The sequence below is a fragment of the Comamonas fluminis genome, from assembly GCF_019186805.1.
Classification (GTDB): Bacteria; Pseudomonadota; Gammaproteobacteria; order Burkholderiales; family Burkholderiaceae_C; genus Comamonas; species Comamonas fluminis.
In genome coordinates, this window is the sequence record NZ_CP066783.1 from 4,390,850 (window position 1) to 4,415,125 (window position 24,276).

The following is a 24,276-nucleotide window of genomic DNA, read 5'->3' on the forward strand; positions in this document are numbered from 1 at the left end:
TCATGACTGCCACCATTGCCCCACGTAACTACGAGCCTTGCGCCCCCACGCCTGTCGCCTTTCTGGGTCTGGGCGTCATGGGCGCCCCCATGGCTGCGCACTTGGCTGCCGCGGGTCATCAGGTCACGGTCTATAACCGTACCACCGCCAAAGCCGCGCAGTGGGCCGAGCAATGCAAGGGGCAATATGCGGCAACCCCGCGTGAAGCCGTCAAGGGCGCGCGCATAGTGTTTTGCTGCGTGGGCAATGATGATGATCTGCGCTCCGTCACTCTGGGTGAAGACGGTGCATTTGCGGGCATGGAGCCCGATGCCATTTTTGTGGACCACACCACAGCATCCGCCCAGGTGGCGCGCGAGCTGTACGAGCAAGCGCTGCAGCGCGGCCTGCATTTCATGGATGCACCGGTCTCCGGCGGTCAGGCCGGGGCGGTGAACGGGCAGTTGACGGTGATGTGCGGCGGCGATGAAGCTGTCTTTGACCAAGTCGCGCCTGTGGCTGCGGCTTTTTCACGAGCCTTCACCTATATGGGCGCCAGCGGCAACGGCCAGCTGACCAAGATGGTCAACCAGATCTGTATTGCAGGACTGGTGCAAGGCTTGTCTGAAGCCATTGCCTTTGGACTGCGCGCCGATCTGGACGTGAACAAGGTGATGGACGTCATCGGCAAAGGCGCAGCCCAGAGCTGGCAGCTGGACAACCGTGGCAAAACCATGGCTGTGGGCAAGTTTGACTTCGGTTTTGCCGTGGACTGGATGCGCAAGGATCTGGGACTGGTGCTGCAAGAAGCCCAGCGCAATGGCGCACGCCTGCCCGTGACAGCGCTGGTCGATCAGTTCTATGCCGACGTGCAGGCCATGGGCGGCAATCGCTGGGATACATCCAGTCTGATTCAGCGCCTGCGCTGAGTCTGCTGCCGCTGCTTCAGACGCAAAAAAGCCGGTTCAACGTCCGGCTTTTTCATACTGCGGCGCTTATTACGGCTCAATGGCTGCCGTTCGCGGCGGAGTCATCAGTCACAGGCGCTGCCTTTTGCACCATATTGGCCAGCTCGTCCTCAGAGACAACCTCAAAAAGACGCACAACCTTGGTCACATCGTTGACGCCGCGTGCAATCTCTGCCGTACGCTTGGACTCACGCGGAGTCACGATACCCATCAGATAGACCACATTGTTCTCGGTCACTACCTTGATGGCAGACGAGGAAATGTCCTTGGCATTGACCAGGCTGGCCTTGACCTTGGTGGTGATCAATGAATCCTGAGAACGCTGGCCCAGTGTCGCGGTGAAAGGGGCCACTTCGATCTCGTTATAGACCTGGCGCACGGTGCTCTGCTCGCGCACCAGCTTTTCGATGGTGGCCTTGTCCGTGGCATTGCCGGCCTGCCCGGTCAGCAGCACCACACGGTTATAGCTGGTCACGCTGGCGCGGGCCTTGTCGCCCATCACCTCGCCAATGCGGTTGCCAGCGCGCAGCTCAATGCCCTGGTCTTCTACCTGCGTGCCCGTTGTGCGGCGATCCACGGCAGACATGCCTGCCACAGCGGCGCCACCGCCCACCAGAGCCACGCAACCGCTCAACGCTCCACCCAGGGCCGCCACGGTCAGGACGGCACATGCAATACGGCTCGATTGCGACTTCAGCAACTTCATAAAGGCATCTCCTGGTCACCAAGCAATTGTGAGTCCACACCATCGGCCAGACAGTGAAGAATCAGAGTATGGGTTTCGCGCACACGGGCCGCACGGTCGTGGGGCACACAGATGAGCACATCGGTTTCCCGCACACGGGCCGACAGGTGACCACCCGTACGCCCTGTCAGCACCACGGCCATCATGTCGCGCTCATGGGCAGCCTCCAGGGCTTCCTGCACCACCACGTCGTTGCCGGTGACGGACATCAGCAGCAACAGGTCGCCGGGCTGGCCCAGCGCACGGATCTGGCGCGCCAGATACTGCGTGGCGTTGCCGCCGGAGCCCGTGGCGCCCACGGTTCCCAGCAGGCCGCCATCAGAGGTCAGGGCCAGCGCCGCCAGTTCTGGACGGTCACGTTCAAAGCCTGCCACGCAAAGGGAGGCAAATAATTGGGCATCGCTGGCCGAAACGCCTGAGCCGCAGGCCAGCACCTTGCCGCCACCGGTCACACAGGCCAGCATGGCCTGCACTGCGGATGCGATGGGTTGGCTCAGCGCCTGGGCGGCCTGGTACTTCAGGTCGGCACTGTCGATGAAATGCTGTTGGATTCGTTGCTCTAGCATGGAGGCCCGATGATACCTGCGAGCTGTTATCTCTTTGGTAGCTAAGAGTTATTTGCGCATCTATGTTGTAGCCCGGATTCACTCTGCCTCGAACGCTGCCTTGAGCCATTGCAGCTCTGCAGCCTCCACCAGCACCACGTCAAAGCGGCATGCCGGCGGCGCGGCAAAGCGCATCAGATAGTGCCTCGCCGCCAGAACAATGCGCTGCTGCTTGACGGCACTGATGCTGCCACCGGCGCCGCCATAGCGCTCCGTATTGCGGCTGCGCACCTCTACAAAGACCAAAGACCCGTCGCGGTCACGCAGGATCAAATCGATTTCGCCGCCACCACGGCCCGGCGTCCGATAATTGCGATCAACCAGCTTCAAGCCCTGCCGCTGCAGATAGGCCAGCGCTGCATCCTCGGCCAGTTGGCCGCGTGCGGTGGTGCTTTGCGCCGGCTTAGGCCGTTTTCCAAGGAAATCCATTGACTACCTCTTTCGCCTCTGCACTGACTGCCGCCAGAGATGCGGCCGCTTCTCAGCATTATCCGCAAGGCGCTTTGTATGTGGTGGCCACCCCCATCGGCAATCTGGCCGATATCAGCCTGCGCGCCCTGCATGTGCTGCAGATGGTGGACTGCATCGCCTGTGAAGACACCCGCCACACCCAGGGCATGCTGCGCAGCTATGGGCTGGAGCGCCCCGGCAGCCAGTTGCTGGCCGTGCACCAGCACAATGAGGCAGAGGCGGCCCAGACGGTGATTGATCGCCTGCAGCAAGGCCAGCGCATTGCCTATGTCAGCGATGCGGGCACGCCCGGCGTCAGTGACCCTGGTGCGCGCCTGTGCGCAGCCCTGCAGGCCGTGGGCCTGCGCAGCATTCCGCTGCCAGGTGCCAGCAGCGTGACCTCCGCCATCAGCGTGGCCGGAGCCATCACACCCGCACAGGGCGAAAGCGGTTTTCTGTTTGCGGGCTTTCTGCCCACCAAGAATGCTGAGCGCCTGAGCGCCGTGCAAAAACTGGCCGATCAGCCGCGCTGCACCGTGCTGCTGGAAGCACCACACCGAATCATTGAACTGGCGCAGGCGCTGGCTCTGCTGGGCGAGCGCCAGGTCACGCTGGCACGCGAGATCACCAAGCAGTTTGAAGATATTGCCACCATGCCCGCCAACGAGCTGGCGGCCTGGCTGCAAGCCTCACCCCAGCGCGTCAAAGGCGAATTTGCCATCGTGCTACACCCGGTTGCCGTGCAGCAGGAATCAGGGGAGTCAGAGCGCGTACTCAAGCTGCTGCTGGCGGAATTGCCCACCAAAACCGCCGTCAAACTGGCCGCCGAAATCACCGGAGCCAGCCGCAACACGCTGTACGACCGCGCTCTGGAACTCAAACGCGAAGCGGAAGAATAAGCATCAAAAGTGTGGATAGTGCTTATTTAATAAGCGCTATCAGCTCACTTTTTGATATCAGGCATATGCCAGACCCGTTGCCACGCCACCAAACAGATCGCCTTCGACCTGCGGCACGCCGGGGAAAGCCACTGCCAGCGCATCGCGCAAAGTGCGCAGGGCCGATGAGCCGCCCGTCAGGTAAATCGCATCTGGCGCAGCCACGCCCGCCAGGGTCACGCATTCCTGCGCGCACTCCACCACCTGCAGCAGCAGGGCCTGCAACTGCTGCTGCAGCACCTCGGGAGATATCTCGGCGGGCAAGCCATCCTCCAGCCAGTCCAGCGCAATGCTGGCTGCGGCATGGCTTTGCGACGCGGCAATCTTGGCCTGCTCTACCGCATCAGCCAGACGGTGGCCTTCGCGCCACTCCAGCACCTTCATCAGGCGCTGGTGCAATTGCGGATCGCTGTAGTCGCTCTTGAGGTCGCGCGCCGCCGCCATGGACTTGGCCGCGTACAGCCACTGAATCAAATGCCAGGTGGACAAATCAAAGAATACGCCGCTGGGCACCTCGCGCCCGCGTGGGCCAATGTGCTTGTAGCCCAGCAAAGGCATGACCTGTGCCACATTCAGGCGATGGTCAAAGTCCGTGCCGCCGATATGCACGCCGGTGGTCGCCAGAATGTCCTGTGTGCGATCAGCGTGCTTGGCCTGCTCTGGCCCCAGACGCACCACGGTGAAGTCCGAGGTACCGCCGCCAATGTCTACCACCAATACCAGTTGCTCCTGAGTCAAGCGCTGCTCATAGTCCAGCGCGGCAGCGATGGGCTCCAGCTGAAAACTCACCTCACCCAGCCCCGCTGCACGGGCAGCAGCCGCCAGCGAATCCTGCGCCTGCTGGTCGCGCTCCGGGTGAGCATCCACAAAGTGCACCGGGCGGCCCAGCACCACGCGCTGTGGCAATTTGCCGTCAAGGGATGCGCGGGCCTGATCGGCTACCCGCTTGAGGAAAATGGCGATGATGTCCTGATAGCTCATCAACTGCTGATGCACCGCCGTCTTTTCCATCAGCAAACTGCTTCCCAGCAGACTTTTGAGCGAGCGCATCAGCCGCCCCTCTTCGCCTGCCAGGTACTGCTGCATGGCATCACGCCCGAAATGTGTGCTGTGCTCTTCTGTGTTGAAGAACAGCGCGGTAGGCATACCAGTGGCGGCCCCCTCAAGCGGCAGCAGACGCGCAGCTTGCCCTGGCGCGCGGAAAGCCGCCGCCGAGTTGGAAGTACCGAAGTCAATACCCAGAGTGCCGGGAACAGTCAGAAGAGATGCCATGGGAATTCAAAAACAGGAGCGCCTGGCGCTTGTTATTTAGAGCAGCCAACGCAAGCCAGCAAACCCAGAGATTTGCGATGGATACGACATGCAGAGCCGAAGGCAGTACAAAAATAGCGCAAGGCGAAGCAACGATGTATCAAGGGCTGCGTTAGTGGCTCTTATTGGATTCGTGATGTTTCAACACCATTGACAAGGCCAGCGCTGCGATAAGCGCTCATGTTTTCGCAGCAGCCGCAAAACACATGCCTTGTATAAAAGGGAAATCCAAAAACAAAAACGCCCGCTGTTGTCAGCGGGCGTTTTCAATTTGGTTGCGCGAGAAGGATTTGAACCTCCGACCTTTGGGTTATGAGCCCAACGAGCTACCAGACTGCTCCATCGCGCGGTAATTCCAAATTATAGCAGGCTTTCAGCCTACCATGCAAAGCTTATTCAGCCTTTGCAGCTTCTTCAGCTTGCTCAACCAGTTCCACATAGGCCATGGGAGCGTTGTCGCCCACGCGGAAGCCCATCTTCAGGATACGTGTGTAGCCGCCAGGACGCTTTGCGTTGCGGGGGCCCAGCACGTTGAACAGCTTGGTCACGCTGTCACGGTCGCGCAGACGGTCAAAAGCCAGACGGCGGTTAGCCACGGTGTCAACCTTGGCCAGAGTGATCATGGGCTCGATCACGCGGCGCAGTTCCTTGGCCTTAGGAACGGTAGTCTTGATGGCTTCGTGTTCGATCAGCGAATTCATCATGTTCTGCAGCATAGCCTTGCGGTGTGCAGAAGTGCGGTTCAGTTTGCGGAGTCCGTTGCCGTGACGCATGGTGCTTTTCCTTTGACCAGGTGGTCATTTCTTAAAATTAAATCAGGCAGCCGTATCAGGTACTGCCCGAGGCACTTGAGTTCCTCGCCAAAATCTTGCGATTTCAGCAAAGCCTACGATTATAGCAATTAGCGCTTTTCCAGGCCAGCTGGTGGCCAGTTTTCGAGCTTCATGCCGAGTGTCAGACCGCGGGAAGCCAGGACTTCCTTGATCTCGTTGAGCGACTTACGACCCAGGTTAGGCGTCTTGAGCAGCTCGTTTTCGGTGCGCTGGATGAGGTCACCGATGTAGTAGATGTTCTCTGCCTTGAGGCAGTTAGCAGAACGCACGGTGAGTTCCAGCTCATCCACGGGACGCAGCAAGATAGGATCGAACGAAGTGGCAGCACCACGGCCACCGGCAGGAGCGTCGAACACGCTGGCGATATCGCCACCGTCCAGCTGGGCAAAAACGGCCAGCTGTTCCACCAGAATCTTGGCGGATGCGCGCACTGCGTCCTCAGCGGTGATAGCACCGTTGGTTTCGATTTCCAGAACCAGCTTGTCCAGATCGGTACGCTGTTCCACACGTGCGGATTCGACAGCGTAGCTCACGCGCTTGACAGGCGAGAACGAAGCGTCGAGCACGATACGGCCGATCGACTTGGTCGATTCGTCACCGTAGCGGCGCACGTTGCCGGGCACATAGCCACGGCCTTTTTCCACCTTGATCTGCATGTCCAGCTTGCCGCCTTGCGACAGATGGGCAATCACATGATCAGGGTTGACGATTTCAACGTCGTGGGGGGTCTGGATGTCACGGGCAGTGACAACACCTTCACCATCCTTGCGCAGGCTCAAGGTGACTTCGTCACGGTTGTGCAGCTTGAACACCACACCCTTGAGGTTCAGCAGGATGTTGGTCACATCTTCCTGGACACCGTCGATGGAGGAGTACTCATGCAGCACTCCAGCAATCGTCACTTCAGTCGCTGCGTAACCCACCATGGAGGAGAGCAGAACACGGCGCAGGGCGTTGCCCAGCGTATGACCGTAGCCACGCTCAAACGGCTCCAGAACCACCTTGGCACGGTTGTGACCAAGCTGTTCGACATTGATTGTCTTGGGCTTCAGCAAATTCGTTTGCATGCAGACTTCCTCTCAATACCCCCGGCTCGTTACACCGGTAAGGCTGGTGAAGCACCCACGGCGCGATGCCTCGCGCCGTGGGAACGGTTTACAGAAATGTCGCTGCTAAAGATTAACGCGAGTACAACTCAACGATCAGGGATTCGTTGATGTCAGCTGCGAACTCGTCGCGGTCAGGAGACTTCTTGAAAGTGCCTTCTGCCTTGTCAGCAGCCACTTCCACCCATGCGGGGAAGCCAACTTGACCAGCCAGTTGCAGAGCTTCGACGATACGAGCTTGCTTCTTGGACTTTTCGCGCACTGCAACCACGTCGCCTTCCTTCACAGAGTAGGAAGGAATGTTCACGGATTGACCATTCACAGTGATGGCCTTGTGGGAAACCAGCTGACGGGCTTCCGAACGTGTGGAGCCGAAGCCCATGCGGTACACGACGTTGTCCAGACGCGATTCCAGCAGGGTCAGCAGGTTCGCACCGGTGTTGCCGCGCTTGCGCTCAGCAGCTTCGAAGTAACGGCGGAATTGCTTTTCCAGCACGCCGTACATGCGCTTGACCTTCTGCTTTTCACGCAGTTGCAGACCGTAGTCGGAAGTGCGCTGACCGGAAGTGCGGCCATGCTGACCAGGCTTGGTGTCAAACTTTGCCTTGTCTGCGATGGAGCGGCGAGCGCTCTTCAGGAACAGATCAGTGCCTTCGCGGCGGGAGAGCTTGGCCTTGGGGCCGATATAACGTGCCACTTGATTTCCTTTGTGTCATCTACCGTGCGCAAACACGGGAGCCGCCCGCGATGCTAAAGCACCTGGGCGGCGGTGGGCTTGATAAAAATTAGATACGACGACGCTTTTGAGGGCGGCAGCCGTTGTGGGGAACCGGTGTCACGTCCGAGATGGAAGTGATGCGGATACCCAGAGCACCCAGGGCGCGAACCGAGGATTCACGGCCAGGACCGGGACCCTTGATTTCGACGTCCAAGTTCTTGATGCCCTGTTCGATAGCAGCACGACCGGCCACTTCCGAAGCAACCTGAGCTGCAAAAGGAGTCGACTTACGCGAACCCTTGAAGCCCTGGCCACCCGACGATGCCCACGACAGAGCATTGCCCTGACGGTCGGTAATCGTGATGATCGTGTTGTTGAACGAAGCGTGAACGTGAGCGATGCCATCCGAAATGTTCTTGCGAACTTTTTTGCGAACGCGTGCTGCAGCGTTGTTTTGTGCCTTAGCCATAGTGATCTCTCAATCCCTTATTTCTTCAGAGCCGCTGCACCCTTGCGCGGACCCTTACGAGTACGAGCATTCGTGCGGGTACGTTGACCGCGCATGGGCAGACCGCGACGATGACGGAAACCGCGATAGCAACCAATGTCCATCAAACGCTTGATGTTCATGGTGGTTTCGCGACGCAGGTCACCTTCCAGAGTCATGGGATTCAGGAAGTCACGGATCTTTTCCAGATCAGCGTCCGTCAGGTCTTTGACCTTCTTGGAATACTCAATACCGCATGCTTCGCAGATCTTGCGAGCTGTAGTACGACCGATGCCATAGATGGCGGTCAGGCCGATTTCAGCATGCTTGTGCGGCGGGATGTTAATGCCAGCAATACGTGCCATATTAGTCCTCTAATGCTTTCAATCAACCTTGGCGCTGCTTATGGCGCTGGTCAGTGCAGATCACGCGCACGACACCTTTGCGGCGGATGATCTTGCAGTTACGGCAGATTTTCTTGACCGAAGCCGAAACTCTCATTCTATTCTCCTAAAACTTTCCATCCACTATCGGCCTATCGACCGGGAAACAATGCCCGCGATAGATCGATGGGCGTCTACTAACTTTTGGCAGGCTGCCCACCTGGGCAGCCTTGTCATCAAATACCAGCCTTAAAGTTCGCTTTTTTCAGGAGCGACTCGTATTGCTGCGACATCACGTAGTTCTGCACTTGCGCCATGAAGTCCATCGTCACGACCACAATGATCAGCAGCGATGTACCACCGAAGTAGAACGGAACGTTGTACTTCAGGATCAGGAATTCGGGCAACAAGCACACGAAGGTAATGTAGATCGCACCAGCCAGGGTCAGGCGAACCAGAATCTTGTCAATGTAGCGGGCTGTCTGTTCGCCAGGACGAATCCCGGGGATGAAAGCGCCACTCTTCTTCAGGTTGTCGGCAGTTTCCCGGCTGTTGAAGACCAGGGCCGTATAGAAGAAGCAGAAGAAAATGATCGCGGCAGCATAAAGGATGACATAGATTGGCTGACCAGGGGTCAACGTGCTCGAAATATCCTTCAGCCAGCGCATGGATTCTCCCGCACTGAACCAATTCACCACCGTTGCTGGCAGCAAGATGATCGAAGAAGCAAAGATGGGAGGGATGACTCCTGCCATGTTCAGCTTCAGTGGCAAGTGCGAAGACTGACCACCATACACCTTGTTGCCGACTTGCCGGCGTGCGTAATTCACCAAGATCTTACGTTGGCCTCGCTCGACATACACGACGAAATACGTCACGGCTGCCACAACGAAGACAATGAAGATAGCCGCCAGGATGCTCATGGCACCGGTGCGCACCAGTTCCAGCAGACCACCAATAGAGCTTGGCAGACCTGCAGCGATACCGCCAAAGATCAGTATCGAGATACCGTTGCCCAGACCACGTTCAGTGATCTGTTCACCGAGCCACATCAGGAACATGGTACCGGCCGTGAGGCTGACCACCGCAGTCATGCGGAAGCCAAAACCTGGGCTCAGAACCAAGCCTTGAGAGCTTTCCAAGGCGACGGCAATTCCCAGAGATTGGAAGATCGCCAGGCCCAGAGTGCCGTAGCGGGTGTACTGGGTAATCTTGCGACGACCCGATTCACCTTCCTTTTTCATCTGCTCAAATGTAGGAACCACATAGGTCATGAGCTGCATGATGATCGATGCCGAGATGTACGGCATGATCCCCAGTGCGAACACTGTGAAACGCGAGAGCGCTCCACCCGAGAACATGTTGAACAGATTGAGAATGCCGCCCTGCTGGCCAGAGAACAGCTGCTGCAGCTGCGCTGGGTCGATGCCCGGCACGGGGATATGTGCCCCGATTCGGTATACGACCAGCGCAAGCAACAGAAAAACCAGACGACGACGCAGGTCGCCGAATTTTCCAGTTTTTGCAATTTGAGCTGCGCTAGTAGCCACGGATGTCTTCTTTCAGAACTTTAATCAGGCGATGCTGCCACCGGCAGCTTCGATGGCAGCCTTGGCGCCGGCGGTAGCGCCAATGCCGTTGAGCTTGACAGCCTTGGTGATTTCACCGCTCTTGATGATCTTGACGACCTTGGCGATAGAACCAACCAGACCGGCTTGCTTCAGAGCAGCCAGATCGACTTCAGCCAGGCCGAGCTTATCCAGCTCAGACAGGGCCACTTCTGCATTGAACTTCAGCAGATGCGACTTGAAGCCACGCTTGGGCAGGCGACGCTGCAGAGGCATTTGACCGCCTTCGAAGCCTACCTTGTGGTAGCCACCCGAACGCGACTTCTGACCCTTGTGACCGCGACCGGCAGTCTTACCCAGACCAGAACCGATACCGCGACCCACGCGACGCTTGGCGTGCTTGGCGCCGTCTGCAGGCTTGATGCTATTGAGTTCCATCATCAATCCTTTCAGAGAACCTTCACCAAGTAGGCGATCTTGTTAATCATGCCGCGCACTTCAGGAGTGTCCTGCAGTTCGCTGATGCTGTTCAGCTTACGCAGACCCAGGCCACGCACAGTCGCACGGTGCGACTCTTTGGTACCGATGGGGCTACGAACCAGCTGAACCTTGACAGTTTGTTGTGTTGTCATGTGCTGGACTCCGATCAGGCGGTGAAGATGTCTTCAACCGACTTGCCGCGCTTTGCTGCCACGTTCGCAGGGGTCGTGGAGTTCTTCAAAGCGTCGAAAGTTGCGCGAACCATGTTGTAGGGGTTCGACGAACCGTGGCTCTTGGCCACGATATCGGTGATACCCACCACTTCGAACACAGCGCGCATTGGGCCGCCAGCGATGATGCCGGTACCCTTGGGAGCTGGGTGCAGTTCAACCTTGGCTGCGCCGTGATGGCCCTTCACCGAGTGGTGAATGGTGCCGCTCTTCAGCGCAACCTTCATCAGGTTGCGACGGCATTCTTCCATCGCTTTTTGCACGGCAGCAGGCACTTCCTTGGATTTGCCCTTACCCATGCCAACGCGACCATCACCGTCGCCAACCACGGTCAGTGCAGCGAAGCCGAGGATACGACCGCCCTTCACAACCTTGGTGACGCGGTTGACCGCGATCATTTTTTCGCGCAGACCGTCGTCATTCGCCTGGTCTTGCACCTTGGGGGAAAATTTAGCCATTTTTATCCGCTCCGCTTAGAACTGCAGGCCCGCTTCGCGAGCGGCTTCTGCCAAAGCCTTCACGCGGCCATGGTATGCAAAACCAGCGCGGTCGAAAGCCACTTTCTCAACGCCAGCAGCCTTAGCCTTTTCAGCAATGCGCTTGCCGATCAAGGTGGCGGCAGCCACGTTGCCACCCTTGCCAGCGGCGCCGATTTGCGAACGCACTTCGGCTTCTGCAGTGGAGGCCGAAGCCAGCACCTTGGAGCCGTCTTCCGACACCACGGAGGCGTAGATGTGGAGGTTGGTACGATTCACGCTCAGACGTGCAACGCCTTGCTGGGCAATGCGGATGCGAGTCTGACGGGCACGGCGCAGACGCTGCTCTTTCTTGTTCAACATCATGCAGCTCCTTACTTCTTCTTGGTCTCTTTGATCACGACCTTCTCATTCGCATAGCGAATGCCCTTGCCCTTGTAAGGCTCGGGAGGACGAACGGCACGGATCTCAGCAGCCAATTGACCGACCACTTGACGGTCAGCACCCTTGATCACGATTTCAGTCGGAGTGGGGGTAGCGACGGTGATGCCAGCAGGCATCTCGAAGTTGACGGGGTGAGAAAAGCCCACAGCCAGGTTCAGCTTGGAACCTTGAGCAGCAGCCTTGTAGCCCACGCCAATCAGCGTCAGCTTCTTCTCGAAACCTTCGGTCACGCCCTTGACCATGTTGTTGACCAGCTGGCGGATGGTACCGGCCAGAGCGTCAGCTTCACGGGAGTCATTAGCGGGTGCGAACGACAGCTTGCCGTCGTTGTTGCTAACGTTCACCAGACCGTTCAGAGCCAGGGACAGATCGCCGCCCTTGCCCTTGACCTTGATGGAGTTAGCATTCAAAGACACATCCACGCCAGCGGGGATGGTCACATTTGCTTTTGCTACGCGAGACATTTCAGTATTTCTCCTTAATGTCCGTTAGGCCACATAGCACAGCACTTCACCGCCGACACCGGCAGAGCGTGCTTTGCGATCGGTCATCACGCCTTGAGGCGTAGTGACGATGGCCACACCCAGGCCGTTTTGGACCTGAGGGATTGCGTGACGACCCTTGTAAACACGCAGGCCAGGACGGCTCACGCGCTCAATACGTTCGATCACAGGGCGACCGGCGTAGTACTTCAGGGTAATTTCGAGTTCGGACTTGCCACCTTCGGTCTTGACTTCAAAACCGTCGATATAGCCTTCTTCCTTCAGCACTTGTGCGATGGCAACCTTGACCTTGGAGGAAGGGGCCGACACGGTGGCCTTGGAGACCATTTGTGCGTTGCGGATGCGGGTCAGCAAGTCAGCGATGGGATCACTCATGCTCATGTTTAATCTCTCCTGCTTGCTTACCAGCTGGCCTTGGTGACACCGGGGATGTCGCCAGCGAAGGCCAATTCACGCACCTTGGCGCGGCCCAGACCGAATTGACGGAATGTGCCACGGGGACGGCCCGTGATCTCGCAACGGTTACGTTGGCGAGTGGGGTTCGAGTTACGGGGCAGCTTTTGCAGGCCCAGGCGAGCGGCATCGCGCTCTTCGTCGGAACGCTTAGCGTCGCCGGCGATTGCCTTCAGTTCTGCATACTTGGCAGCGTACTTGGCTGCCAGCTTTTCGCGCTTCAGTTCGCGCTGAATCATTGCTACTTTAGCCATGCAGTGCCTCAGTTCTTGAAGGGGAATTTGAAAGCGGCGAGCAGTGCCTTGCACTCGTCGTCGTTCTTCGCTGTTGTCGTGATGCTGATGTTCAGACCACGCAGAGCGTCCACCTTGTCGTACTCGATTTCGGGGAAGATGATTTGTTCTTTGACGCCAACGTTGTAGTTGCCGCGACCATCGAACGAACGACCCGAGATACCACGGAAGTCACGAACGCGGGGCAGAGCCACGGTCACGAAACGGTCCAGGAATTCGTACATCTGAACGCCACGCAGGGTCACCATGCAGCCGATAGCTTGGCCTTCGCGGATCTTGAAACCAGCGATAGCCTTCTTGGCCTTGGTCACCACAGGCTTTTGACCAGCAATCTTGGTCAGGTCAGCCACGGCGTTGTCCATCACCTTCTTGTCGGCCACGGCTTCGCTCACACCCATGTTCAGGGTGATCTTGGTCAGACGGGGCACTTCCATAGCGGAGGTGTAGCCAAACTTTTCTGTCAGTTCAGCCGCGATCTTTTCGCGATAGAGTTTTTGCAGTCGTGCCATGTGTTACTCCTCAAGCGGCCTTGATTTCGGCGCCGCTGGACTTGAACACGCGAACACGTGTACCGTCGGCGTTCACCTTGATGCCCACGCGATCGGCCTTGCCAGTCGCTGCATTGAAGATAGCCACATTGGACTGGTGCAGAGGCATAGCCTTCTCCACGATACCGCCAGTGGTGCCCTTCATGGGGTTAGGCTTGGTGTGCTTCTTGACCAGATTGATACCGTCCACGATCACGTGGGAGTCATCCTTGCGCAGAGAAACCACGCCACGCTTGCCCTTGTCACGGCCGGTCAGCACGATAACTTCGTCGCCCTTGCGAATCTTGTTCATGGTGCTTTCCTTTAGAGAACTTCAGGGGCCAGCGACACGATCTTCATGAACTTTTCGGTACGCAGTTCACGAGTCACGGGGCCAAAGATGCGGGTGCCGATTGGCTCCAGCTTGGCGTTCAGAAGAACAGCGGCATTGCCGTCGAACTTCACGAGCGAACCGTCTGCACGACGGATGCCCTTGGCAGTGCGCACCACCACAGCACTGTAAACCTCGCCTTTTTTGACGCGGCCACGTGGAGCTGCTTCCTTGATGCTCACCTTGATGATGTCGCCAACGCTCGCATAGCGACGATGAGAACCGCCCAGCACCTTAATGCACTGAACAGACTTCGCACCGGTGTTGTCGGCAACCTCTAAACGAGATTCTGTTTGGATCATTTCATTATTCCCAACTTGCTCCAGCAACGCCCGACAGCCCCAGAGTCTTCTCAAGGGCCGATCAAGCAGCCAGTCAGTCTTGGGCCCGTCGTCCACCTCCCGGACCATTCCGAAAGGCTTCCACTGGGCAGAACACTTCACGCTTTTTACACGTGAAGCATGAGATTGTCGCAGGATTTCCGTTTAACGTCAAGCCTTTAGCCTGCAATAACCGCACCCTTGCCGCGGCTTGCACAGATCGGAGCATCACTCGCGGATCGCGCACTCAAAACAATAGCACCTAGCGCATGCACCACATTGATTTCAAACGATATTTACCTTGAAATCTAATGAAGCCATGCGCTAACAGCTCATATTTTTAAAGTGCAGCAGATGAATGAACTGTTGCCGTCCAGCCACGCCCAGCGACCAGCATGGAATGGCAAAGCCTTGCTCCTCAGTGCTGGGCAGGCAGGTATTGCTGCGCCAGGGCCAGAAAGTCCGCCAGCTTGGGATCACGACCCAGCTCCTGCTCCAGGATTTCAGCCACGCGCAGCGCGACTTCTGCGGCCTTGCGGGCATCAAGGAACAACAGGCGGCTGCGGCGGGCCAGCATGTCTTCGACCGTGCGCGCATATTCAAAGCGGGCCGCAAAGCGCACCATGGCCTCGGACAGGCCATCGGTCAGCCAGACATCAGCACCAGGCAGCGCCGTCACGCTAGGAGCATCTGTTCCGTAGGAGTGCAGGCCTTGGGCCTGGCTCATGCGATGCTTCACCGCCGACTCAGCCGGAGCCCCCACCAGAGGCAGGTGCACGGTCACGCCTGCGGGACGGGATGGCAAGCTACCAATATGGAAGCACTCAGCCAGCACGTCTTCGGCCATGGCTCGATATGTGGTCCACTTGCCGCCAGTCACCGTCACCAGACCCGTTTTACTGGACATCACGGTGTGCTCGCGGCTGATTTTCTTGGTGTTCTCACCATCGTCGTCCTGCGGCTTGACCAGCGGACGCAGGCCCACCCACATGCTGCGCACATCAGCCAGTGTGGGCTGGCGGCTCAGGTACTTGCCCGCTTCTGACAGGATGAAATCCAGCTCTTCCTTGAAAGGCAGCGGCTCGCGTGCCAGATCATGACGCGGTGTATCAGTAGTGCCCAGAATGACTTTACCCAGCCATGGCACGGCAAACAGCACGCGGCCATCGGCCGTCTTGGGTACCAGCAGGGCATGGTCGGTGGGCAGGAAGTCTCGGTCCACGACGACATGCACACCCTGACTGGGGGCCACCATGGGCTTGACGGGCTTGCCCTGTGCCTCAGCATCCTGTTGACGGAACAGATCGACCCACGGGCCAGTGGCATTGACCACGCACTTGGCGCGAATGGTGAAGGATTGGCCAGACTCTGCATCGCGGCAGATCACACCAGCAACGCGATTGCTTTCGTACACCAGCTTTTCAGCGGGGCAGTAATTGACCAGCAAAGCGCCTTTGGCTGCCGCCGTGCGGGCCAGCGCCAGCGCCAGACGCGCATCGTCAAACTGACCGTCCCAGTATTTAACGCCGCCTTTGAGGCCCTTTTGCTGCACGGTAGGCAAGTATCTGACGGTCTTGCTGCTGGACAGAAATTCGGTGGAACCCAGACCTGCCTTGCCCGCCAGCGCGTCATACATCTTGAGGCCGATGCCATAGAAAGGCGTATCCAGCATCTTGTAGGAAGGCATCACAAAGGCCAGAGGCTGTGCCAGATGCGGGGCGTTGTGCAGCAGCGTGGTGCGCTCGTGCAGCGCCTCGCGCACCAGCGAGATATTGCCCTGCGCCAGGTAACGCACGCCGCCATGCACCAGCTTGGTAGCGCGCGAGGACGTGCCCTTGGCAAAGTCCATGGACTCCAGCAGCACGACCTTGAAGCCACGCGCCGCTGCGTCAACTGCCACCCCCAGACCGGTGGCACCACCACCAATGATGGCCAGGTCATACATCTCGGGCTGAGCCAGACGATGGAGCAGCTCTGCGCGGGTTGTGGACTGGGGTGACGGTGCAGCGGACATGAGTTCCTCGTTGATATCAGCATCGCCCCATGGCGGCCCACTATGCAAGTCGATGCAGTGCGCAGGCAGGGGCGGGATCGGCGTGCCCGAGATTTTCGCTCTTTTTTCAAATCTATGCGCGTTTTAAGTTGATTTCTTTCGTTTTAGTTCGATAAGAGGAATCAAGCACCTTTTCATCCTCAGCACACCAGCTTTTCAGCGATTTATGACATCAGCGTGACCCCTGGTGCCCGGGCTGTCGGCGAATGCACCCCTGGAAAAACCTCTGCCCTTGCAAAAAAGTGAACAAATACAAGCCTCAAGCTGCAAAGTTAGCCTGCATGCGAGCGAACCCGCTCGGGTTTCCTTTGGTTTCGGTTTAAAGTGCCGACTGCCGCGCCTTAGTTGTACCAACGGGCTTTTCCCCTCCTCACACCCAACGACGCCGTGAACTCCAACCCCCGCCAACTGCAACTCGTCGAAGAAGTCCGCGCCCGCCAGTCCACGTCAGTGGAGCAACTGGCCGAAACACTGGGCGTGACCCTGCAGACCGTGCGCCGCGATATTCAGAAGCTGGCCGACGCCGGACTGCTGGTGCGCTTTCATGGCGGTGTGCGCGTGCCCAGCGCCACGGTGGAGAACCTGGCTCACACCCAGCGCCAGGTGCTGCATGCCGAAGGCAAGATGCGCATTGCCCGCGCCGTGGCCGAGGCCATCCCCAACGGTTGCTCGCTGATTCTGAACATTGGCACCACCACCGAGGCCGTGGCCCAGGCGCTGCTGCAGCACAAGGGCCTGCGCGTCATCACCAACAACCTGAATGTGGCCGCCATTCTCAGCAGCAACGCGGACTGCGAAGTCATCGTCGCAGGCGGCGTGGTGCGCACGCGTGATCGCGGCATTGTGGGTGAGGCGGCGGTAGATTTCATGCGCCAGTTCAAGGTAGACATTGCCGTGATTGGCATCTCTGCTATCGAACCTGATGGCAGCCTGCGCGACTTTGACCTGCGCGAGGTGAAAGTGGCTCAGACCATCATCGGCCAGTCCCGCGAAGTGTGGCTGGCGGCCGACCACAGCAAGTTCAGCCGCCAGGCCATGGTGGAACTGGCCCGCCTGAACCAGATTGACCGCCTGTTCACCGATGTGCAACCTTCTGCGCCCTTCGACGCACTGCTGCGCGACGCCGAAGTGCAGTGCACGATTGCCCAATGAGAGCGCAATGAACTCCTCCCCGCCGTCGAACACCATTCGCCCCGCCCTGCCCAGCGATGCGGCGGGCATCAGCGAATTGCTGCACGGTATTGGCTGGTTCAAGGCCTATGAAGGCCGCAGCATTGCGCAGAACACCGAAGCTATCCAGTCCCTGCTGACCAGCGCCCACGCAGAGCCTGAGCGCAGCCTGCTGCTGGTGGCCGAAGACGCCCGCCAGCGCATCAGCGGCTATTGCGCCATTCACTGGCTGCCCGTGGCCGTACTGCAGGGCTGGGAAGGCTATGTGAGCGAGTTGTTCATTGCCGAAAGTGCGCGCGGCCTCGGCCTGGGCCAGCAGTTGCTGGACGCGGCCACCGACGCAGCACGCCAGCGCGACTGCCTGCGCATCTGGCTGGTCAACAACCGCGAGCGCCCGTCCTATGTGCGCGGCTTCTATTCACAGCAGGGCTGGGCCGAGCAAGCCGAGATGGCGCGCTTTGTCCTGCCCCTCAGAACAAACAACCATTCTTCATGACGACTTATCTGCTTGCTCTGGACCAGGGCACCTCCAGCTCCCGCTCCATCGTGTTCGATGCGCAAGGTCGCATCGTAGCTTCGGCGCAGCTGGAGCTGCCCCAGATCTACCCCCGTCCGGGCTGGGTGGAGCATGACCCGCTGGAAATCTGGCGCACCCAGCTGACCACCGCCAAAGAAGCACTGGCCAAAGCGGGCCTTACGGCCCGCGACATTCGCGCCGTGGGCATTACCAACCAGCGCGAAACCACAGTGGTGTGGAACCGCAAGACGGGCGCGCCCATTCACCACGCCATCGTCTGGCAAGACCGCCGGGCCGAGCCGATCTGCGCTGCGCTGCGCGAAGCGGGCATGGCCGACACCATCCAGCAAAAGACGGGCCTGCTGATCGATGCCTATTTTTCAGGCAGCAAACTGCAATGGCTGCTGGACCATGTCCCCGGCGCCCGCGCTGCAGCCGATGCAGGAGAGCTGGCCTTTGGCACGGTGGACTGCTGGCTGATCTGGCAGCTCACCGGCGGCGCATCCGGCACAGGTCGCCATGTCACCGATGTCAGCAACGCCAGCCGCACCATGCTGTTCAACGTCCACACCAACCAGTGGGACGAAGAACTGCTTGCCGCGCTGCGCATTCCCAAAAGCCTGCTGCCCGAGGTTCTGCCTTCGGCGGCCGACTTCGGCAAGACCGCTTCCGATGTGCTGGGTGGTGAAATCGCAATTGGCGGCGTGGCCGGCGACCAGCAATCCGCCCTCTTCGGCCAGGCCTGCTTTAGCGCTGGCATGGCCAAAAACACCTACGGCACCGGCTGCTTCATGCTGATGCACACGGGCGACCAATTTCAAACCTCGGCCAATGGCCTGCTGACCACATCTGCCGCGCAAGCGACCGCCCAGCCGCAGTTCGCGCAGGAGGGCAGCGTGTTTGTGGGCGGCGCCGTGGTGCAGTGGCTGCGTGATGGTCTGCGCGCCATTGAACACAGCGGCCAGGTGCAGCAATTGGCCGAGTCCGTGCCCGACAGCGGCGGCGTGATGATGGTTCCCGCCTTTACCGGCCTGGGCGCCCCGTACTGGAAGCCCGATGCACGCGGCACCATCACCGGCCTGACGCGTGGCACCACCATTGCCCACATCGCCCGCGCCGCGCTGGAATCCATCGCCTACCAAAGTGCCGCCCTGCTGCTGGCCATGAGCCGCGACGCCGTTGCCCGTGGCGGCACGCCCGTGAGCGAGCTGCGCGTGGACGGCGGCGCCTGCGTGAACAACCTGCTGATGCAGTTCCAGGCCGACCTGCTGGGCATTCCCGTGGTGCGCCCCGCCTGCGTGGAAACCACGGCCCTGGGCGCGGCCTATCTGGCAGGCCTGTCCAGCGGCGTGTACCAGAGCACCGAAGAGCTGTCCGCGCTGTGGAAGGCCGAGCGCCGCTTTGTGCCCACGCTGGGCCACGACCGCGCCCAGGAGCTGATGGCGCGCTGGGAACATGCCGTGGCGCAGACCACGCTGCCCCCCGCTGCCTGATACTGGGCATTGCTGCCCCCGGTGATTCGTGCTTACCCTGAGCAATCTGTACCACTGCAGACCTTAGGCAGAGAATGTCCAGCGGGCACCCTGCTCTGGCGAGCAGACAAGACGGCATGGACATCGCACAAACAATGAGTGCCCACAGAGGAGCAGGACGGAGCCGCTGGCGTCGTGATGACATTCAGGGTTCCGATTGGTTCAGCCAGCCCATGCTTTCCGGGAGGATTTCAGATGCGACATCCTGATGTGACCGGGCCTTTGACCCGGCTATTGATCGTCCTGTGCCTGTCTCTCTTTGCCATTGCTGCCCCGACTGCTGCGCACAGTCAGGTCAATCCCGAGATCGCCAATTGCAGCGAACTCAAGGACGAAGCCACGATTACCCAGGCCGACCTGTGCTCGGCGCATATTGGCTGCCGCTTTGTACTGGGCGTGCAAAAGACCTGCGCCCGCGCCAAAAGCTATCTGGAGCGGCTGCGTACGGCGATTGGCGAAGGAACGCCCACGCTTTTCGGGCTTCTGGGCAACCGCAAGGAAGTCACGCCTGACGCTATCTTCACCGCCGCTCTGGGTTCAGACAATATGGCGCAGCAGCGCAACCTGGCAGGCAACACCAAGTTCCAGCAACAGGCGCAGGATGTTTCGGCCCGCGTGCGTGAAGTTGGCAACAGCAGCGCACTCACGGGCCGCGCGCCTTCAGGAACGGACTGGGTCTACTACGGTCAGGCCTCGGGCGGCAAGGCCAGCGGAACAGGCTCCTTTATTTACTCTACTGGCGAAATCCAGCGCGGTCAGTTCAAGAACGACAGTCTTGACGGCCCCAGCGAGGTGCTGTTCGCCAGTGGCACGCGGTTCGTTGGTGTGATCAATGAAGACTCGGGGCGACGCGAAGGTCTGCAGGTCGACGAAGCAGGCTTTGTGCGTGATGGGGTCAGATACTCCGACGGCACATTTATCGGCGTTATGACACGCCCTGATGGCAGCAAGTTTCGCGGCACCATCGACAAAACCGTGCTCAAGGAAGGGCGTAACTACCGACCCGATGGCAGTCTGAATGAGGAAGGCCGCTACGAAGGTGGCAAGCTCTCCGTCGGCACCCGATACGACGCGGCAGGCGTTGCCACTGTCGTCAACCTGCCCGCAGAACGTGAGGCTGCCAAACGCGCAGCCGCTACAGAGCAGCAGCAGCGCAAACAGGACGAAGAGCAGCGCAAGCGCGAGGCCGCAGCGCAGGCAGAGCAGCAGTTCCGCGCCAGCCTGCAGACCATGAACCCTGGCCAGCTATTTGCCAAGGCCGATGAGCTGAATGCGCAGGGCGACCGTAACCACTCACGCGAGGTGCTGCGCACGCTGGTAAGCCGCTTCCCGGACCATGCACTGGCAACCACCGCTGCGCGGCAATTGTCCGGAGAGACTGGTGCAAGCCCTGCCCCCTCCGGCACATCCACAACCAATACGGCACCCAGAAGCGCTGGCGGTGCCCTGTCTGCCAAGGCCTGCTCGGACATGAAACAGGCCGTGATTGCAACCCAGGTTCCGACCAATGCCTCGGTCACTACCAGCATGGAAATCGTCATGTTCATGACCAAGACCACGCTGGACATGATTGCGGGCAACTGCCCCACCGAAGGCGCAACACCTGCACAGATCGAGGCCGAGCGGCAGGAGCGCACCCGCCAATACAAGGCCGCCGAAGATGCCTGCAATGCCGTGCAGTCTGGCGGACGCCGATGTGTTGCGCAGCGCCATTGACAGACAGCACACTCAATTACTACTAAATCAATAGCAAACTACTTTTAAAGTACATAGGCATACGGCCAGAAACATAAAAAAAGGATGCCCTAGGCATCCTTTTTTGTCACTGCGATCGACCTACTCAGTCGTCATCGCCCAGCAGCGCCTTGTGAATCAGCGCGCCGATGATGGCGCCCACGATGGGAGCCAGCCAGAACAGCCACAGCTGCTCCAGCGCAATCGAGGGGCCAAACAGCGCAGGGCCTGTGCTTCGGGCAGGGTTGACCGAGGTGTTGGTCACGGGAATCGAAATCAGGTGAATCAGCGTCAGGCACAGGCCGATGCTCATGCCAGCAAAGCCCACTGCGGCCTTTTTGGTGGTGGAGCCGAGAATGACCAGCAGGAACACCGCCGTCAGCACCACTTCCGTGACCAGCGCAGCCGTCATATTGAACTTGCCGGGGGAATGCTCACCAAAGCCATTGGTGGCCAGGTCCGTCACATTGGCACCCGCCTTGCCTGTGGCAATCAGGTACAGCACCGCCGCTGCTGCAATCGCGCCCAGCACCTGGGAAATGATGTAGCCAGGCAGCTCTGCTGCACGAAAACGCCCGGCCACCGTCAGCCCCACAGAGACCGCCGGGTTGAAGTGGCCGCCAGAGACGGGGCCAAAGGCATAGGCGCCCGTCAGCACCGTCAGACCAAACGCCAGCGACACCCCCAGCAGGCCGATGCCCACCTCAGGAAAGGCCGCCGCCAGCACTGCGCTGCCGCAGCCACCAAACGTGAGCCAGAACGTGCCCAGAAACTCCGCAGACCACTTTTTGACATTGGATGCCATGATTGCTATCTCCCGCTCTCTTAAATTGAATGCAAGCCAATGCAGCCCTGCACCGCACAGAGCGCACCGCTGCGCATCTTAGGAATTGCCTTGCGAAATGCACAAGACACAAATGTGAACAATCTGCGGCAATGCGCGCTGATTCCAGCCTTATTGGTCACGGCTTTGCTCGCCGGCTGCGCTGCGGGCCTGCCAGCCTCCAAGCGGATCTGCAGCAGCCCTGAAGCCAGCCCCTGGACGCTGCTGGGCGAGCTGCGCTGGCCGCATGACCTGTTGTTTGCGGGCACCACGGTGGGCGGCATTTCAGCCATCGACTACGACCGCGCCAGCGGCCTGTACTACCTGGCCAGCGATGACCGTTCCACGCACGACCCCGCACGCCTGTACACCGCCCGCATCCGCTATGACGCCACAGGCCTGCACACCGTCAGCCTGCAGCAGCGCATTACCTTGCTTAGCGCCAGACAGCAGCCGTTTGCTCCCGGCAAAAATCCAGAGCCCGGTGTGGCAACACCCGATGCCGAAGCCCTGCGCGTGCTGCCAGACGGGCAGTCTTTGCTATGGAGTTCGGAGGGTGACTTTGCACGCGGCTTTGGCCCACAGCTGATTCAATCGGGCATGGACGGGCAATGGCTGCGCGAATGGCCACTGCCGCCCGGCCACGCTCTCAGCAGCGCCAAGGGGGAAGGCCCGCGCAACAATTTCACGTTGGAAGGCATGGCGCTGAGCGAAGACGGCCAAACGCTGTGGACGGCCATGGAAGCGCCGCTGCAGCAGGATGGCCCCATGCCCGCCCCCGGCAAAACCGGCGGGCCCATCCGCATCACCGCCTATGACGTGGCCACGCAGCAGCCGGTGCGCCAGCTGGCCTATGTGCCCGATGCTTTGCCATCGAACCTGTGGATACAGCGCCGTGCCCTCAACGGCGTCAGCGAGATACTGGCCGACAGACCCGACCACCTGCTGGTGCTGGAGCGCTCTTTTGCGCCGCCGCTGCGGTTTGGTGCGCGCATCTACCGCATCAGCACACGCCCAGATATCAACACGCTAAACACGCCACAACTCCATTCAGATAAGCGTGAGGCGCTATCAAAAACGCTAGTACTGGATCTGGCCGATGCAGGCCTGCAATCGGTGGACAACATCGAGGGCATGAGCTGGGGACCGCCCCTGCCCGATGGGCGCCGCGTGCTGCTGCTGGTCAGCGACAACAACTTCAACCCCGCCGAGGTGACGCAATTCGTTGCGCTGCGCCAAGAAGCTGGCAGTTGCGCCGCAGGTTTATAGTGCCAGTCCGGGCCTGATGTGCAGACCCATCTTTGCAGACCGAATCACCAGATCATGAGCCAGACGAACACCTCGCACACCGCATTCCCTCCCATCGCTTTCATCGGCGGCGGCAATATGGCCAGCGCCATCATGGGCGGACTGATCCGCCAGGGTGTTCCGGCCAGCCGCATCACCGTGGTCGAGCCTTTTGAAGCAGCACGCGAAGCGCTGAAAACCCACTTCGGCATCGATGCCCTGCCCGCTGCAACCGATGCGCTGCAAAGCGCGCAACTGGTGGTCTGGGCCGTCAAGCCCCAGACCTTCAAAGACGCGGCCGCCCCCGTCGCCGCCTTCACCCGCAATGCCCTGCACCTGAGCGTGGCCGCAGGCATCACCACCGAAAGCGTGGCCGGCTGGACGGGCACGCAGCGCATCGTGCGCGCCATGCCCAATACGCCAGCACTGGTGGGCAAGGGCATGACCGGCCTGTTTGCCCGCCCCGAGGTGGATGCTGCCAGCAAAGCTCTGATTGAAGCCGTGATTGGCAGCACGGGCGAGCTGACCTGGGTGGACCAGGAAGAGCACCTGGACGCCGTGACCGCCCTGTCCGGCTCCGGCCCCGCCTATGTGTTTCTGTTCCTGGAAGCCATGACACAGGCGGGTGTGGACATGGGCCTGAGCGCCGAGCAAAGCTACAAGCTGGCCGTGGCCACGTTTGCAGGCGGTGCGGAACTGGCAGCGCGATCGACCGAAAGCGCCGAAGTGTTGCGCCAGCGCGTGACCAGCAAGGGAGGCACCACCTACGCAGCCATCACCCATATGCAAGAGAACAAATTGCCCGAGACCTTTATCGCTGCGATGCGAAAAGCCGAAAAGCGCGCCCAGGAACTGGCCGCAGAATTTGGCAAATAAAAAAACCGGCCCAGGCCGGTTTTTTTGAGTCTTTTATGTCTCTAGCGCTTATTCATCAGTCGCTAGCGGCTATCAA

At 59.7% G+C, this 24,276-nt stretch carries 31 protein-coding genes and 1 tRNA gene; 8 read left to right on the forward strand and 24 right to left on the reverse strand.

The genetic code is table 11. The annotated features are described in order from the left end of the window. The first annotated feature begins 2 nt into the window (after positions 1-2). Complete coding sequence (locus JDW18_RS20250) at positions 3-908, forward strand: NAD(P)-dependent oxidoreductase (RefSeq protein ID WP_218241401.1); 906 nt, start codon at positions 3-5, stop codon at positions 906-908. 76 nt (positions 909-984) lie between these two features. Here the strand turns inward: JDW18_RS20250 and JDW18_RS20255 are convergent, their stop codons facing one another. The 3 genes from JDW18_RS20255 to JDW18_RS20265 form a co-directional block, all read right to left on the reverse strand. Next, positions 985-1,653, reverse strand: a complete 669-nt coding sequence (locus JDW18_RS20255) for a BON domain-containing protein (RefSeq protein WP_425514753.1) — start codon at positions 1,651-1,653, stop codon at positions 985-987. After that, a complete protein-coding gene (locus JDW18_RS20260; RefSeq protein WP_218241402.1) occupies positions 1,650-2,258 on the reverse strand; it encodes an SIS domain-containing protein in 609 nt (202 codons plus the stop codon). The genes JDW18_RS20255 and JDW18_RS20260 overlap by 4 nt, the downstream gene beginning before the upstream one ends. A gap of 78 nt (positions 2,259-2,336) precedes the next feature. After that, positions 2,337-2,726 carry a YraN family protein gene (locus JDW18_RS20265; protein ID WP_218241404.1) on the reverse strand — a complete coding sequence of 130 codons (390 nt, stop codon included), beginning with the start codon at positions 2,724-2,726 and terminating at the stop codon, positions 2,337-2,339. On the opposite strand from JDW18_RS20265, the gene rsmI reads away from it, so the two are divergent. Next, complete coding sequence (rsmI, locus tag JDW18_RS20270) at positions 2,726-3,646, forward strand: 16S rRNA (cytidine(1402)-2'-O)-methyltransferase (RefSeq protein ID WP_218241405.1); 921 nt, start codon at positions 2,726-2,728, stop codon at positions 3,644-3,646. The genes JDW18_RS20265 and rsmI overlap by 1 nt on opposite strands. A gap of 57 nt (positions 3,647-3,703) precedes the next feature. On the opposite strand, the gene JDW18_RS20275 is transcribed toward rsmI, so the two are convergent. From JDW18_RS20275 to JDW18_RS20370, 20 genes are all read right to left on the reverse strand, one after another. Further along, positions 3,704-4,957, reverse strand: coding sequence for an Hsp70 family protein (locus JDW18_RS20275; RefSeq protein ID WP_218241406.1), 1,254 nt, complete (start codon positions 4,955-4,957; stop codon positions 3,704-3,706). Between the two features lie 311 nt (positions 4,958-5,268). Next, positions 5,269-5,345, reverse strand: a tRNA-Met gene (locus JDW18_RS20280). 43 nt (positions 5,346-5,388) lie between these two features. After that, positions 5,389-5,769 carry a 50S ribosomal protein L17 gene (rplQ, locus tag JDW18_RS20285; protein WP_218241407.1) on the reverse strand — a complete coding sequence of 127 codons (381 nt, stop codon included), beginning with the start codon at positions 5,767-5,769 and terminating at the stop codon, positions 5,389-5,391. Positions 5,770-5,897: 128 nt separating this feature from the next. Beyond that, entirely contained in the window at positions 5,898-6,896 is a 999-nt protein-coding gene (locus JDW18_RS20290; RefSeq protein WP_003050542.1) for a DNA-directed RNA polymerase subunit alpha, read from the reverse strand. Positions 6,897-7,008: 112 nt separating this feature from the next. Then, on the reverse strand, positions 7,009-7,632 hold the full coding sequence (rpsD, locus tag JDW18_RS20295; protein ID WP_218241409.1) for a 30S ribosomal protein S4: 624 nt from the start codon (positions 7,630-7,632) through the stop codon (positions 7,009-7,011). Positions 7,633-7,720: 88 nt separating this feature from the next. Then, on the reverse strand, positions 7,721-8,122 hold the full coding sequence (rpsK, locus tag JDW18_RS20300; RefSeq protein WP_042417426.1) for a 30S ribosomal protein S11: 402 nt from the start codon (positions 8,120-8,122) through the stop codon (positions 7,721-7,723). A gap of 17 nt (positions 8,123-8,139) precedes the next feature. Further along, positions 8,140-8,505, reverse strand: coding sequence for a 30S ribosomal protein S13 (rpsM, locus tag JDW18_RS20305; RefSeq protein WP_003068424.1), 366 nt, complete (start codon positions 8,503-8,505; stop codon positions 8,140-8,142). Positions 8,506-8,527: 22 nt separating this feature from the next. Next, on the reverse strand, positions 8,528-8,641 hold the full coding sequence (gene rpmJ / locus JDW18_RS20310) for a 50S ribosomal protein L36 (protein WP_003050535.1): 114 nt from the start codon (positions 8,639-8,641) through the stop codon (positions 8,528-8,530). Between the two features lie 118 nt (positions 8,642-8,759). Next, positions 8,760-10,073: a preprotein translocase subunit SecY gene (gene secY, locus JDW18_RS20315; RefSeq protein WP_218241410.1), complete on the reverse strand. Its 1,314-nt coding sequence runs from the start codon at positions 10,071-10,073 to the stop codon at positions 8,760-8,762. A 24-nt stretch (positions 10,074-10,097) separates the two neighbouring features. After that, positions 10,098-10,529, reverse strand: coding sequence for a 50S ribosomal protein L15 (gene rplO / locus JDW18_RS20320; protein WP_218244005.1), 432 nt, complete (start codon positions 10,527-10,529; stop codon positions 10,098-10,100). 11 nt (positions 10,530-10,540) lie between these two features. Further along, positions 10,541-10,723, reverse strand: a complete 183-nt coding sequence (gene rpmD / locus JDW18_RS20325) for a 50S ribosomal protein L30 (protein WP_218241411.1) — start codon at positions 10,721-10,723, stop codon at positions 10,541-10,543. A 14-nt stretch (positions 10,724-10,737) separates the two neighbouring features. After that, complete coding sequence (rpsE, locus tag JDW18_RS20330; protein WP_218241412.1) at positions 10,738-11,259, reverse strand: 30S ribosomal protein S5; 522 nt, start codon at positions 11,257-11,259, stop codon at positions 10,738-10,740. 15 nt (positions 11,260-11,274) lie between these two features. Then, positions 11,275-11,640 (reverse strand): 50S ribosomal protein L18, encoded by a 366-nt coding sequence (gene rplR, locus JDW18_RS20335; protein ID WP_218241413.1) that lies wholly within the window; start codon positions 11,638-11,640, stop codon positions 11,275-11,277. Between the two features lie 11 nt (positions 11,641-11,651). Continuing rightward, entirely contained in the window at positions 11,652-12,185 is a 534-nt protein-coding gene (rplF, locus tag JDW18_RS20340; RefSeq protein ID WP_218241414.1) for a 50S ribosomal protein L6, read from the reverse strand. Between the two features lie 24 nt (positions 12,186-12,209). Beyond that, a complete protein-coding gene (gene rpsH / locus JDW18_RS20345) occupies positions 12,210-12,605 on the reverse strand; it encodes a 30S ribosomal protein S8 (protein ID WP_218241415.1) in 396 nt (131 codons plus the stop codon). Positions 12,606-12,625: 20 nt separating this feature from the next. Next, positions 12,626-12,931, reverse strand: coding sequence for a 30S ribosomal protein S14 (rpsN, locus tag JDW18_RS20350; protein ID WP_158383722.1), 306 nt, complete (start codon positions 12,929-12,931; stop codon positions 12,626-12,628). An 8-nt stretch (positions 12,932-12,939) separates the two neighbouring features. Then, positions 12,940-13,479 carry a 50S ribosomal protein L5 gene (gene rplE / locus JDW18_RS20355; RefSeq protein WP_218241416.1) on the reverse strand — a complete coding sequence of 180 codons (540 nt, stop codon included), beginning with the start codon at positions 13,477-13,479 and terminating at the stop codon, positions 12,940-12,942. 10 nt (positions 13,480-13,489) lie between these two features. Further along, entirely contained in the window at positions 13,490-13,810 is a 321-nt protein-coding gene (rplX, locus tag JDW18_RS20360; protein ID WP_218241417.1) for a 50S ribosomal protein L24, read from the reverse strand. A gap of 11 nt (positions 13,811-13,821) precedes the next feature. Beyond that, entirely contained in the window at positions 13,822-14,190 is a 369-nt protein-coding gene (gene rplN, locus JDW18_RS20365; protein WP_120971765.1) for a 50S ribosomal protein L14, read from the reverse strand. A 436-nt stretch (positions 14,191-14,626) separates the two neighbouring features. Beyond that, the gene (locus JDW18_RS20370; RefSeq protein ID WP_218241418.1) at positions 14,627-16,222 is read right to left on the reverse strand and encodes a glycerol-3-phosphate dehydrogenase/oxidase; all 1,596 of its coding nucleotides are present in this window, start codon (positions 16,220-16,222) and stop codon (positions 14,627-14,629) included. A gap of 426 nt (positions 16,223-16,648) precedes the next feature. Between JDW18_RS20370 and JDW18_RS20375 the strand changes: the two genes are divergently transcribed. From JDW18_RS20375 to JDW18_RS20390, 4 genes are all read left to right on the forward strand, one after another. Further along, a complete protein-coding gene (locus JDW18_RS20375) occupies positions 16,649-17,413 on the forward strand; it encodes a DeoR/GlpR family DNA-binding transcription regulator (RefSeq protein WP_218241419.1) in 765 nt (254 codons plus the stop codon). A gap of 7 nt (positions 17,414-17,420) precedes the next feature. Continuing rightward, positions 17,421-17,927, forward strand: coding sequence for a GNAT family N-acetyltransferase (locus JDW18_RS20380; RefSeq protein ID WP_218241420.1), 507 nt, complete (start codon positions 17,421-17,423; stop codon positions 17,925-17,927). Next, positions 17,924-19,441 carry a glycerol kinase GlpK gene (gene glpK / locus JDW18_RS20385; protein WP_218241421.1) on the forward strand — a complete coding sequence of 506 codons (1,518 nt, stop codon included), beginning with the start codon at positions 17,924-17,926 and terminating at the stop codon, positions 19,439-19,441. The genes JDW18_RS20380 and glpK overlap by 4 nt, the downstream gene beginning before the upstream one ends. Positions 19,442-19,675: 234 nt before the next feature. Continuing rightward, positions 19,676-21,196, forward strand: a complete 1,521-nt coding sequence (locus JDW18_RS20390) for a hypothetical protein (RefSeq protein WP_218241422.1) — start codon at positions 19,676-19,678, stop codon at positions 21,194-21,196. Positions 21,197-21,320: 124 nt separating this feature from the next. Here the strand turns inward: JDW18_RS20390 and aqpZ are convergent, their stop codons facing one another. Further along, positions 21,321-22,019 (reverse strand): aquaporin Z, encoded by a 699-nt coding sequence (aqpZ, locus tag JDW18_RS20395; protein ID WP_218241423.1) that lies wholly within the window; start codon positions 22,017-22,019, stop codon positions 21,321-21,323. Positions 22,020-22,133: 114 nt separating this feature from the next. Between aqpZ and JDW18_RS20400 the strand changes: the two genes are divergently transcribed. Beyond that, positions 22,134-23,306 (forward strand): esterase-like activity of phytase family protein, encoded by a 1,173-nt coding sequence (locus tag JDW18_RS20400; RefSeq protein WP_425514817.1) that lies wholly within the window; start codon positions 22,134-22,136, stop codon positions 23,304-23,306. Between the two features lie 54 nt (positions 23,307-23,360). Further along, positions 23,361-24,200 carry a pyrroline-5-carboxylate reductase gene (proC, locus tag JDW18_RS20405; protein ID WP_218241425.1) on the forward strand — a complete coding sequence of 280 codons (840 nt, stop codon included), beginning with the start codon at positions 23,361-23,363 and terminating at the stop codon, positions 24,198-24,200. Positions 24,201-24,276 lie beyond the last annotated feature (76 nt).